The sequence below is a fragment of the Achromobacter sp. UBA4530 genome (genome assembly GCF_002388205.1).
In the GTDB taxonomy this organism is placed as follows: domain Bacteria; phylum Pseudomonadota; class Gammaproteobacteria; order Burkholderiales; family Burkholderiaceae_B; genus Achromobacter; species Achromobacter animicus.
Window position 1 is genome coordinate 43,316 of the sequence record NZ_DGMA01000046.1, and the last position, 11,017, is coordinate 54,332.

The 11,017-nt window shown below is 62.9% G+C and carries 12 protein-coding genes; 3 read left to right on the forward strand and 9 right to left on the reverse strand.

What is annotated here, in order from left to right; all coding sequences use genetic code 11:
- Positions 1–53: 53 nt before the first annotated feature.
- The 4 genes from B2W22_RS26920 to B2W22_RS26935 form a co-directional block, all read right to left on the reverse strand.
- On the reverse strand, positions 54–1,229 hold the full coding sequence (locus tag B2W22_RS26920) for an enoyl-CoA hydratase/isomerase family protein (protein ID WP_175121908.1): 1,176 nt from the start codon (positions 1,227–1,229) through the stop codon (positions 54–56).
- Positions 1,226–2,380 (reverse strand): acyl-CoA dehydrogenase family protein, encoded by a 1,155-nt coding sequence (locus B2W22_RS26925; RefSeq protein WP_175121909.1) that lies wholly within the window; start codon positions 2,378–2,380, stop codon positions 1,226–1,228. Before B2W22_RS26925 ends, B2W22_RS26920 begins: the two co-directional genes overlap by 4 nt.
- 248 nt (positions 2,381–2,628) lie before the next feature.
- On the reverse strand, positions 2,629–2,976 hold the full coding sequence (locus B2W22_RS26930) for an RnfH family protein (protein WP_286940256.1): 348 nt from the start codon (positions 2,974–2,976) through the stop codon (positions 2,629–2,631).
- Complete coding sequence (locus tag B2W22_RS26935; protein WP_056316825.1) at positions 2,966–3,400, reverse strand: type II toxin-antitoxin system RatA family toxin; 435 nt, start codon at positions 3,398–3,400, stop codon at positions 2,966–2,968. Before B2W22_RS26935 ends, B2W22_RS26930 begins: the two co-directional genes overlap by 11 nt.
- 137 nt (positions 3,401–3,537) lie before the next feature.
- On the opposite strand from B2W22_RS26935, the gene smpB reads away from it, so the two are divergent.
- Complete coding sequence (smpB, locus tag B2W22_RS26940) at positions 3,538–4,047, forward strand: SsrA-binding protein SmpB (protein WP_286940262.1); 510 nt, start codon at positions 3,538–3,540, stop codon at positions 4,045–4,047.
- Position 4,048: 1 nt separating this feature from the next.
- Here the strand turns inward: smpB and B2W22_RS26945 are convergent, their stop codons facing one another.
- The 3 genes from B2W22_RS26945 to B2W22_RS26955 all read right to left on the reverse strand — a co-directional run bounded on the left by B2W22_RS26945 (position 4,049) and on the right by B2W22_RS26955 (position 6,717).
- The gene (locus B2W22_RS26945) at positions 4,049–5,236 is read right to left on the reverse strand and encodes a GGDEF domain-containing protein (RefSeq protein ID WP_175139176.1); all 1,188 of its coding nucleotides are present in this window, start codon (positions 5,234–5,236) and stop codon (positions 4,049–4,051) included.
- 26 nt (positions 5,237–5,262) lie between these two features.
- Positions 5,263–6,189 (reverse strand): SPFH domain-containing protein, encoded by a 927-nt coding sequence (locus B2W22_RS26950; protein WP_008167745.1) that lies wholly within the window; start codon positions 6,187–6,189, stop codon positions 5,263–5,265.
- A 96-nt stretch (positions 6,190–6,285) separates the two neighbouring features.
- Positions 6,286–6,717, reverse strand: coding sequence for an NfeD family protein (locus B2W22_RS26955; protein WP_175139175.1), 432 nt, complete (start codon positions 6,715–6,717; stop codon positions 6,286–6,288).
- A 171-nt stretch (positions 6,718–6,888) separates the two neighbouring features.
- Here B2W22_RS26955 and B2W22_RS26960 point away from each other — a divergent pair, with 171 nt between their 5' ends.
- Both B2W22_RS26960 and B2W22_RS26965 read left to right on the forward strand, forming a co-directional pair.
- Positions 6,889–7,629 carry a glutamine amidotransferase gene (locus tag B2W22_RS26960; RefSeq protein WP_175139174.1) on the forward strand — a complete coding sequence of 247 codons (741 nt, stop codon included), beginning with the start codon at positions 6,889–6,891 and terminating at the stop codon, positions 7,627–7,629.
- A gap of 136 nt (positions 7,630–7,765) precedes the next feature.
- Positions 7,766–8,611, forward strand: coding sequence for a bifunctional transcriptional activator/DNA repair enzyme AdaA (locus tag B2W22_RS26965; RefSeq protein ID WP_175121915.1), 846 nt, complete (start codon positions 7,766–7,768; stop codon positions 8,609–8,611).
- 135 nt (positions 8,612–8,746) lie between these two features.
- Here the strand turns inward: B2W22_RS26965 and B2W22_RS26970 are convergent, their stop codons facing one another.
- Together B2W22_RS26970 and B2W22_RS26975 are read right to left on the reverse strand one after the other, a co-directional pair.
- Positions 8,747–9,730, reverse strand: a complete 984-nt coding sequence (locus B2W22_RS26970; protein ID WP_175121916.1) for a DUF6708 domain-containing protein — start codon at positions 9,728–9,730, stop codon at positions 8,747–8,749.
- Positions 9,730–11,017, reverse strand: a 1,288-nt coding sequence (locus B2W22_RS26975) for a hypothetical protein (protein ID WP_286940260.1), incomplete at its 5' end; no start/stop codon positions are given. The genes B2W22_RS26975 and B2W22_RS26970, both read right to left, overlap by 1 nt.

Below are 11,017 nucleotides of genomic sequence, written 5' to 3' on the forward strand. Positions count from 1 at the left end.
TGACGGGCAGAAGCCAAGGGCCGGCTGGCGGGCCGGCCTCTATCAGCGACCAATCAGCGCCCTTCCTGCCCCAGATCGGCCAGCGGATGCGGCTCGCCCTCAGGCCAGGGTTCCTCAAAGAATTTCTGCACCCAGGCGTCGGTGGCCATGTCGATGACGGCCGGGTTCCAGCGCGGGTTCTTGTCCTTGTCGACCAGCAACGCGCGAATGCCCTCGGCAAAATCGCCATGCGCGGTGCATGCCAGCGCGGCGATGTACTCAACACGGAACACATCATCCAGCGACCGCAGGCGCGTGCGCTGCTGCAGCGCGAACGCCAGCCGCACCGATCCGGGCGAGCCCGCCAGCATGGTCTTGGCGGCGCGCGACAGCCACGGATCCTCGTGGTCCTTCAGGAAGGACAGTTCCTCGTAGATGTCGTCCAGCCGGTTGCCGTTGCACAGGTTGTTGACGACAAACGAGTGCTGGCGCAGCGGGCCAGGTTCCAGCGGCGTGGCCGGCTCAAGGGCGGTCAATGCGCGGCGCAACAGGCCGTCGTTGATGGAGCGCGGCGGAATGGCGTCTTCGGCAGCGCCTGCGGCCTGCCCGGCCCACGGCTGCTGCTCCAGCGACGACAGCAGCGCGGGCCAGTCCGCGCTGTTCAGGCGGAAGTCCGCCAGCCCCGCAAAGAAGGCGTCGGACGTGTTCAACTGCGCGCCCGTCAGCGCCAGGAACACGCCGCTGCGGCCCGGCATACGGTTCAGCAGCCAGCTTCCGCCCACGTCCGGGAACAGCCCGATCGACACTTCCGGCATGGCCAGGCGGGAGGTCTCGCTGACGACGCGGTGGCTGGCGCCCATCATCAGGCCAATGCCGCCGCCCATGACGATGCCGTGGCCCCAGCACAGCACGGGCTTCGGATAGGTGTGAATGCGATAGTCCAGCCGGTATTCGCGTTCGAAGAAGGTGCGCGCGTAAGTGTTGCTCCAGCCGGACCTTCCCGCGTTCTCTTGCATGCTGCGGTACAGGCCGTGCAGATCGCCGCCGGCGCAGAACGCCTTGTCGCCCGCGCCTTGCAGCACAACCAATGCCACACCGGGATCCCGCGCCCACGCGTCCAGACGGTCAGCCAGCAGGTCCACCATCTCGAGCGACAGGCCGTTCAGTGTTTGCGGCGCATTCAGCGTCGCAATGCCGAAACGCATTCCATTGGCAGCGGATCTTTCTTCGAACAGCACCGGTGCATTCATCTTATGTCGGCTCCTTTTTCCAACAATTGGCGGGCAATGATCACGCGCATGATCTCGTTGGTGCCCTCCAGAATCTGATGAACGCGAGTATCGCGCACCAGACGCTCCAAGGGATAGTCTTTCAGGTAACCATAACCACCATGAATCTGTTGCGCGTCCAGGCAGATCTGGAAGCCCATGTCGGTGGCAAAGCGCTTGGCCATCGCGCAATAGGTGGACGCGTCCGCCGCGCCAGCGTCCAGCTTGCAGGCTGCAAGCCGCACCATCTGGCGCGCCGCGACCAGGTGGGTGGCCATGTCCGCGAGCTTGAATTGCAACGCCTGGAATTCCGCCAGACGGCGGTTGAACTGGCGGCGCTCATCCATGTAACGGCGGGCAGCGTCCAGCGCGCCTTGCGCGGCGCCTACCGAGCAGGTGCCGATATTGATCCGGCCGCCGTCCAGGCCCTTCATGGCGATCTTGAAGCCCTCGCCTTCCACGCCCAGCATGTTGGCGGCCGGCACGCGGACGTTTTCAAAGGTGATGGGGCGCGTGGACTGGCTGTTCCAGCCCATCTTCTCTTCCTTGCGGCCGTAGCCGATGCCCTCGCTGTCGGCCGGAATCGCGAAGGCGCTGATGCCCGCGGCGCCCTCGCCGCCGGTGCGGGCCATCACCACCAGCAGGTCGGTGTCGCCGCCTCCGGAGATGAAGGCCTTGGCCCCGTTGACGATGTAGCTGTCGCCGTCGCGCTGCGCCCGCGTGGCAAGCGATGCCGCGTCGGAACCGGCGCCCGGCTCGGTCAGGCAATAGGAGGCCAGCTTTTCCCCGCTGGCGAGCAGAGGACCCCAGGCGTCCCGCAGGCCCGGCTGGCCCCACTTGCCCACCATCCAGGTCGCCATGTTGTGTATCGTCAGGAACGCCGTGGTGGACGGATCCACCGCCGCCATTTCCTCGAACACCAGCGTGGCATCCAGTCGCGGCAGACCCAGGCCGCCGATATCTTCGCTGGCGTAGATTGCGCAAAAGCCCATTTCGCCCGCCCGGGCGAAGGCTTCGCGGGGGAAGATGCCCTCGGCATCCCAGCGCGCGGCGTGGGGAGCCAGTTCGCCCTCTGCGTAATCGCGCGCGGCCTGCGCAAACGCGCGCTGCTCGTCGGTCAGTTCCAAGTCCACAGCCTGTCTCCTGTTGTAGTCGGTATTGTCTGGTGGCGTTGCTGCCGTCTCGTGAACACCAGCCCGCCGATTTTGACATGACGTTGACGTAAACGTAAACGGACACCCGGCTTAATGTTACGCCCGAAGCGGCCGGGCGTTTTGTCTTATTGACGACAATGTGCGGAGACGGCCGCCAGCAGACAAATAGGGCGACGCGCCACGGCGGTGTCACACCGGGGTGGCGATCAGCCCGTTCGTGCAGCGCGTTACAGCAGCCCTGCCGGCCTGACGCGCCCATTGCGGGCGGTCTTCGTGCGGCGGTGCTCGGCGCGGCGGCGGCGCGATTCCTTGGGGTCGAAGGTCAGCCCGCGATAGATTTCCACGCGGTCACCGTCGGCCAGACGCGCTGTCGGCTCGGTGGCGCGGCCAAAGACGCCCACGCCCCGTTCCCATGGTTTAACCACAGGAAACGCCTGCGCAAATCCGCTGGCGGCCAGCGCGTCTTCGACCGTCGCACCGTCAGGCAGGCGCACTTCCCGCTGCCACGCGTGGCCGGGCAAGGCGTAGCAGACGACCACGCCGATCTGCCCTGCCGCGGACGCCTCACTCGCCATACTTGGCCTGCGCGCGCTTGGTGAAGGAATCAATGAAGCTGGTCGCAATGCGGTTGAAGACCGGCCCCACCACCATCTCCAACGGCCGGTTCGAGAACGCATATTCCATGGTGAACAGGACCTTGCAGGCGTCTTCGGCCAGCGGCTGGAACACCCAATGGCCCACCAGGCTGGAGAACGGGCCATCCACGAGTTCCAGGTCGATCCGCTCGGGATAGACGTGGGTATTGCGCGTGGTGAAGCGTTGCTTCATGCCCGCAAAGGAAATCAGGATGGAGGCCTGCATGCCGTGTTCGTCGCGGGTCTGCACCTCGGCGCCGCCACACCACGGCATGAACTCGGGGTACTTCTCCACGTCGGCGACCAGGTCGAACATCTGGGCGGCGCTGTAAGGCACCAGGACGGATCGTTGTACTTTGTGCATCGACTATCGCAAATGGCTAGAATGGCAAGATTTTACCGGCACAGCGCTTTGTGGGCCTAAATGGGCCGAAACACTGGACCAGCACATCGCGCAGAATAACGAGCAATCCCCGTTCGCAACAACCCGCAATCGGCCGGATAGCCAGATTCGCAGAATCCCAGCAAAAAGGCTTTATGAGCATTATCGACAACCGCAAGGCCACGCACGACTATTTCATCGAAGACCGCTACGAGGCCGGCCTTGTCCTGCAAGGCTGGGAAGTCAAGGCGATCCGGGACGGCCGCGTGCAGCTCAAGGAAAGCTACGTCATCGTGCGCGATGGCGAACTGTTCCTGCTCGGCATGCACGTCAGCCCCCTGCCCACGGCCTCCACGCACATCCATCCGGACGCCATGCGCACGCGCAAGCTGCTGCTCAAGGCCGAAGAAATCAGCAAGCTCATCGGCAAGGTCGAGCAGCGCGGCTACACGCTGGTGCCGCTGAACCTGCACTACAAGAACGGACGCATCAAGCTGGATTTCGCGCTGGGCCGCGGCAAGAAGCAGTTCGACAAGCGCGACACCGCGCGTGAAAAAGACTGGGCGCGCGAAAAAGAACGCATCATGAAGCACGACACCCGCGCCCCCCGCCGCAGCAAGGACGACTAATCTATGCGGCCACCGGCAGCGCTGGGCGCTCGGCCTCGTGGCCGGGGCCCACGATGCGGTTGCGCCCCGCCGACTTGGCCGCATAAAGCTTGCGGTCGGCCCGCTCAAACAGCACCTGCAGGTTCTCGCCGGGTATCCAGTCTTCCACACCCGCGCTGAACGTATACGAAATCGTGCTGCCACCGTGCGCGCACGGCGTGCGCCGCACAGAATCCAGCAGCCGCTCGGCCACCTCCAGCACCGCGTCGCTGCGCATGTCCGCAAACAGCACGCAGAACTCCTCGCCACCCACCCGGCCCACGTGATCGCCGGTACGCAGCGTAGCCGTTGCCAGCAGGCCAAAATGGCGCAGCACCGCATCGCCGGCTGCGTGGCCGTGCGTATCGTTGATGCGCTTGAAATGATCGATGTCCAGCAGCAGCAAGGTCAGCGGACGGCGCATGCGCAGGGCCTGGGCGCAATAGCGCTCGGCCTGCAACCACCACGCCTTGCGCGACATCAGACCCGTCAGGAAGTCAGTACTGGCCTCTTGTTCGCGATCAGCCAGCATGCGGTCGTGGATGATCATGATGGTGCCTAAAGTCAGGCAAGGCATGATCAGCACCCCGAGCGTCAGGAACGCGACGCTCCACAAGGTGGGCTCCAGAAAGGCCGACACCATGTCCAGCTCGACCAGGTAAACCGCCGCACGAAGCGCGCACACCACGGCGGAGATCAGCGTCACCACCCACACGAAACGGTAGCTGTAGCGCGAGCGGTGCGCCGGCATGTTGCGCTGAACGACGATGGCCACGGCCAGCATGAAGCCCATCTGCAGCAGCGACATCGCCACGATGCGCGGCCCCACCTGCCAGTCCACGTACGTATAGACCGCCACGACCGACAGCGCGGCCACGCAGCCCAGCGTCATCAGATGCCGGGGCACCGTCAGCCCGAGCAGCCGGCGCACGCCCGCATAGTACGCACAGAGGGCAAGCGCGATGGCCGTATTGGGCACCAGGATGGACGCCCACAGCGGCGCCTTGGTGCTCTGCAGCGCAAAAGTAGAAAACGCCAACAGCGTGAGCAGGTTGGCGCGGATGGTTTCTCGGATGCCGGCCATGCCGCTGCGCGCCAGCGACCCCAGCACGCAAAGGGAAAGCACTCCCGCCAGCGCTGCTATCAGAAGCAAATTAACGGGAGCGATCATGGGCGGGCGCGCCGCAAGGCGCGGTATCAGGTGTTGCGCGTGGACTTCACGATGGTCATGGCGGAGGCGATCATGCCGCCCACGTCGGACAGGTTGGCCGGCAGGATGAGCGTGTTGCCTTCCTTGGCCACGTTGCCGAACGCCTCGACGTAACGCTCGGCAACCTTCAGGTTCACGGCTTCCATGCCGCCCGGCTGGCGCACAGCATCGGCGACCTGCGTGATGGCCTTGGCGGTGGCTTCGGCGATCGCCAACACTGCGGCGGCCTCGCCCTGCGCCTGGTTGATCTGCGCCTGCTTCTCGCCCTCAGAACGCGCAATGGCGGCTTCACGTTCGCCGGTGGCGATGTTGATCTGTTCCTGACGGCGGCCTTCGGAGGCGGCGATCAGCGCGCGCTTCTCGCGTTCGGCGGTGATCTGTGCCTGCATCGAGCGCAGGATTTCGTTGGGCGGCGTCAAATCCTTGATTTCGTAGCGCAGCACCTTCACACCCCAATTCAGCGCCGCCTCGTCCAGCGACGACACGATGTTGCTGTTGATGGAGTCGCGCTCTTCAAAGGTGCGGTCCAGTTCCATCTTCCCGATGACCGAGCGCAGGGTTGTCTGGGCCAACTGCGTGATCGCCGAAATGTAGTTGGACGAACCGTACGACGCGCGCATCGGGTCGGTGACCTGGAAGTACAGCACGCCGTCGACCTGAAGCTGCGTGTTGTCACGCGTGATGCAAACCTGGCTGGGCACGTCCAGCGGAATTTCCTTCAGCGAATGCTTGTAGGCCACGCGTTCGATAAAGGGAATCACGAATCCGGCGCCCGGCGACAGGACGCGGTCAAACTTGCCCAGCCGTTCGACCACCCAGGCATGCTGCTGCGGCACGATGGCGATCGCCTTGACGACGATCAGGATTGCCAGTGCAACGATGACGAGCAGCACGATGGTTGAAGTATCGATCATGGTGTGAAGCCTCTTTTCGAGTGGGTGCGCTGGCCTGCCCCGCCATGCCGGCCAGGGTTCCAGCGTTTGCCCGCGGCGCTGCGCGGGCGCGTTCTGCTATGTCGAGCCGCCGCGCTTGGGAGTAAGCACGAGGATCGAGCCGCGCAATTCAGTAATGGTGTGTTCGCCGGGCTGGGCGGCATGTCCCTTGGCCAGTTCAGCCTGCCAATGTGCGCCGCGATACCAGACGCGCGTTGACCCGCTGTCGGACCAGGCCTCGACCGTGACGGTCTGTCCAATGTCCAGAATGACGTCGGCGTTGCGGGCCGAATTGACCTCGCGCTTTTTCAGCACCCGCGTCTTACGCAGCACCAGAAGTCCCAGCAGCAGCACGACGCCGCACGCCACCAGCTCCCATTGCAGGCCCGCATTCAGCCAGGCGGCAATACCGCCGGCGGCCAGACCCAAGGCAACGAGCAGCAAATAGAAGGTTCCTGTCGCCAGCTCACCAATGAGGGCCAGCGCGGCCAATCCCAGCCAAATCCACATAGTCTCGAGAATCGTCTGTAAGGATGAGTATCTGAGCGGATTGTACGTATTTCCGGGACGGAGCGGGAATTGCCGTGCGCCGACGGGAACATTTTCGCTGGATTATGATGTGCCCCTGGCGCGCCGGGTCGCGGGACCCCTCACGCCGCCCTTATTCATCCACACGCTTTTATGACCGCCGCAACTTCTTCTGCTCTCCCCGTCCTGATCCTGCATACCGGCGATCCGGACGACACGCTCAAAAGCCAGTTCGGCGGCTATGCCGAACAAATCATGCAGGCGGCCGGACTGACCCCCAGCGCCGTCGACATCGTCGCGGTCTACGAAGGCCAGCGTCCGCAGGCGCCCTCCAGCTACCGCGCCGCTTTGATTACCGGTTCGCCCGCCATGGTCTCCGACAAGGAACCCTGGAGCGAAGACACCGCCGCCTGGCTGCGCGAGGCCCTGGAAGCCGGCCTGCCCATGTTTGGCGTCTGCTACGGCCATCAATTGCTGGCGCACGCGTTCGGCGGCAAGGTCGGCTACAACCCCGCCGGCCGCGAAGTCGGCACCCAGACCGTCGAATTGCTGCCGACGGCCGGCGGCGATCAGCTCATGGCCGGCGTGCCGACCACCTTTCCCGCCCAGATGCTGCACGCGCAGACCGTGCTGCAACTGCCCGCGGGCGCGGCCGTGCTGGCGCGCTCGGACCTGGACGAGCACCAGATGATCCGCATCGGCCGCAACGTCTTTTCCACCCAGTTCCACCCCGAGTTCGGCCCGGACTTCATCCGGGCCCACCTCGAACGCTATGGCCGCCGCTACGCAGCCGAAAACCTCGACGTGCCGGGGCTGTCCGCCAACGTGCGCGCGACGCCGGTGGCGGCCGGCCTGCTGCGCCGGTTCCTGGAAACCTACGCGCCCGGCGCCTGACGCCCACGCCCGCGGCTCCGCCGGCAATGCGGAGACCGTCGGCAGGGACAGCCGCAACAAGCGGAGTGCGCAGGCCGGCCAGCCTTGAGACCATAGCGCCAAGCGTACGAAATCACGCAAGAGCCAGGAGTCCCTTATGAGCCCCGCCGCCGCCCCCTTGAGCAAACAGCACGCCGCCGCCGTGGAGCGCGCCTGCCGCGCCCTGGAAGCCGACCAGCCGCCCGATCTGTCGGCGCTGGCCGAACAGGCTGGCATGAGCCGGTTCCATTTCCACCGCATTTTCAAGGCCGCCACGGGCATCACGCCCAAGGCCTATGCCAACGCCCTGCGGGCCAGCCGCGCCCGCCAGCGCCTGGAAGACAGCGCCAGCGTCACCGACGCCATGTACGACGCCGGCTTCAATTCAAGCGGACGCTTCTACGAAGCCGCCCCCGCCATCCTGGGCATGACGCCCACCGCATTCCGCAAGAACGGCGAAGGCGTGGACATCCGGTTCGCGGTGGCGCAGTGCTCGCTGGGTGCGCTTCTGGTGGCCGCCAGCAGCACCGGCATCTGCGAAATCGCGCTGGACGAGGACCCGGACCGATTGGTCCAGAACCTGCAGGACCGCTTCCACGCGGCGAAACTGATCGGCGCCGACCCCCGGTTCGAAAGCTGGGTGGCGGACGTGGTCGGCTTTGTCGAAGATCCTTCGCGCGGCCTGGACCTGCCGCTGGACGTGCGCGGCACGGCATTCCAGCGCAAGGTCTGGGAGGCGCTGTGCGAGATCCCGCTCGGCGAAACCGCCACCTACTCCGAAGTGGCCGAACGCATCGGCGCACCCGCCGCTGTACGCGCCGTCGCCCGCGCCTGCGCCACCAACAACATCGCGCTCGCCATCCCCTGCCACCGCGTGGTGCGCACGGACGGATCGCTGGCCGGGTACCGCTGGGGCATTGACCGCAAGCGCGAATTGATCGCCCGCGAAGCCAAGGCAGCCTGATCCGGACCGGCCCGGCCTGCTCCAAACGCCGCGAGGGCACCTCGAAGGCCACCACTTTTTCAGGTAGGTGGAAGTGATCCTGATGGTAACTCTGCAGTTCTCAGCTTCCTCGGCGCGCTGAAAGCAGCGTCAGGACTATCGCCCCGCCTCTTCGATGTCCCGGGGAAATCGAGGTTCGTAGCAAAGCAGCAGCGAAAGCCAGTGGCCGGCCGCATGGATCAAGATAGCGGGCAACATCAACAGGTTCGCAACGACAAAAACCCACAACGCGCTGTGCCGCAGAAACTGGGTGTCCAAGCCCCAGGCCGCTTTGAACGAAAGCCAGGGCCAGGGGAACTTGCTAACGAATTTTTTGGGGGCCGGCACGGCGGCGGGGCCGTCCTCCATGTAACGGCGAATGTACTCCCAAAACGCTAGGAGTTCGCTAGCGTTGCGAGTGGGTTTGCCTACAAAAGTGACTTCGAGGTTGTCGGTGGGAGTTCCCTGCAAGTTCACACCATGACCCCTATCCCAGACCAAGACAACGAAACCTCCAGTCCCTTCCAATTCGCTCATGTTTTTGTCGATGAATATCTCGGTCTTGTCCCAGTCCATGACGCGGATGCCACCGAGATGCTCAGGGCGCAATAAGTAGACTTTACGAGTGACGCGATTAAAGCGAACCACAATGCGTCGAGCGGTAAACATCTCCAAGCGGATAAATCTGATGGTGAACTTGAAAAAAAAATAAAGGACAATGTTTGCCGTCAGCGGACTAAGCACCAGGCCAAATACGTAAAATTCCCAATCGAGCTTTCCGTCCGAGGTCAGAAGGTCTCTTGCTGCCAGCCATATGGTCGTCACCCCCGCCCATAAGAGCATTCCGCCTAAAACGAAGAAAAAAAACGTAATCACTCCCCTCTTTTCATCGTTGGGTGTGCGAGCATCAATAAAAATATTGTTTTGAGCATAGAGAGATAGATTATCGGCTGGGCTATCCGAAATCGCTTCGTGGACACCATCCGGCGGATGGAGTTTCGCCTGACCCGGCTGACGTTGTTTCGTATTGAATTCTTCAGCAGCCTCGTCATAAGTCATCAAGGTTTTGGACCATTGAAAACCTCGCTCCAATATATACATCAGAGCTTTCTCTCTACCGCGCGCTGCATAATCTCGATTTCTTCCATCTCACTATCCACGATGCCCTTGCTACGGTCTTTTCGGAACGAACTGTGCGCTAGAAATGTTTGCAGATTGTTGGGCAAAACGAATATCCCAAACAACGCTACCGCGAGCAGGAAGACGTTGAGTCCAAAGAACAAACGAAGCATCAGCACCATACGCGATGCCATCGCGGCTGAGGCTCGGGATCCAAATTCGGCGGCCTTTGCAAGGTTCGTCTGCGTGCCAAATTTTTTGACCAAGTATTCAAAATAAGGACCTGCGTATGCCAAACCGATCGTGATCGAGAGAGCCGCCGCCCCTGTCTGCGCAGCGGCTCGGAGAAGATAGACGTATGCAATAGAGTACCTACGCATTTTCCACTGATCCGAAAACTCCGCGAAATCAAAGTACGCACCAACCGCACCTGCCGAGCCAGACAAAACTCCCGCCCCTAGGCGCAGCCCGCTTCCAAACAGCTTCGCGCCTCGCTGAACAGCAACGTTGCTGCTCCTGTCCGCAAAGCCCACCGCGCTGGCGCCCACTTCGACACCCGTTGCGGTAAGCGCTAGCAGTGCCGCAGCAAGCTCGACATATTCCTTGCTTCGCTTGTTTTCCGCGGTCATTCTGTTGTAGAGGTTCCACATTTCCAAGAACACGAGCGTGCTCCCAATGCGTAGCTCAGTCATCGGCCCCATCTTTCCGGCCCGCAACGCCTCATCAAACTGCCGGCTGGTGGAGCGGTCCATACGTGCCAATGTCCCCCGACTCAGTTCCTTGCCGTACCGCAATTCAAGACGATAATGCTGCGCGTAACGACCTAGGCGCGCGAGCAGCACTGACGCCGCGAGATTATTCAGTGGAGCATCCATAATGGCGGCAGCGGTCTTGCTTTGAAATAATGAGCTGCCTAGCGTATTGATCAGCATTGCACCGCCAACCAGATAGCCGGACGGTGGACCTCCGCCCGTTGAGGCATCTGCCATCGAATCGAGCATGGCGTGGCTCTTTTCGTAAAGATCCGCCAGCTTCTTTAGTCGGTTCTGCAACGCGACGGGGTCGACGGATTTCAGCGTCTCGCGCTCGCCGAAAAGTCCATTCACTTCGCTTTCCATGCTCTCCTGGTTCTGCGCCAACGACCGCCAGAACAGGTTTTCTCTGGATATCCCCGCTTTGCGCCAGCGATCAAGCAGTTCCTCGCCAACCGCCGTGGCATTCATGCCGGCGATAGCCTTTCCCATTTGGTCAAATAGCAAGGCCTGCTCG

Coding starts and splice junctions, on each gene's coding strand:
- B2W22_RS26920 (WP_175121908.1), bottom strand. CDS start 1,229: ATGAATGCACCGGTGCTGTTCGAAGAAAGATCCGCTGCCAATGGAATG.
- B2W22_RS26930 (WP_286940256.1), bottom strand. CDS start 2,976: ATGGCGAGTGAGGCGTCCGCGGCAGGGCAGATCGGCGTGGTCGTCTGC.
- B2W22_RS26935 (WP_056316825.1), bottom strand. CDS start 3,400: ATGCACAAAGTACAACGATCCGTCCTGGTGCCTTACAGCGCCGCCCAG.
- B2W22_RS26945 (WP_175139176.1), bottom strand. CDS start 5,236: ATGATCGCTCCCGTTAATTTGCTTCTGATAGCAGCGCTGGCGGGAGTG.
- B2W22_RS26950 (WP_008167745.1), bottom strand. CDS start 6,189: ATGATCGATACTTCAACCATCGTGCTGCTCGTCATCGTTGCACTGGCA.
- B2W22_RS26955 (WP_175139175.1), bottom strand. CDS start 6,717: ATGTGGATTTGGCTGGGATTGGCCGCGCTGGCCCTCATTGGTGAGCTG.
- B2W22_RS26960 (WP_175139174.1), top strand. CDS start 6,889: ATGACCGCCGCAACTTCTTCTGCTCTCCCCGTCCTGATCCTGCATACC.
- B2W22_RS26965 (WP_175121915.1), top strand. CDS start 7,766: ATGAGCCCCGCCGCCGCCCCCTTGAGCAAACAGCACGCCGCCGCCGTG.
- B2W22_RS26970 (WP_175121916.1), bottom strand. CDS start 9,730: ATGTATATATTGGAGCGAGGTTTTCAATGGTCCAAAACCTTGATGACT.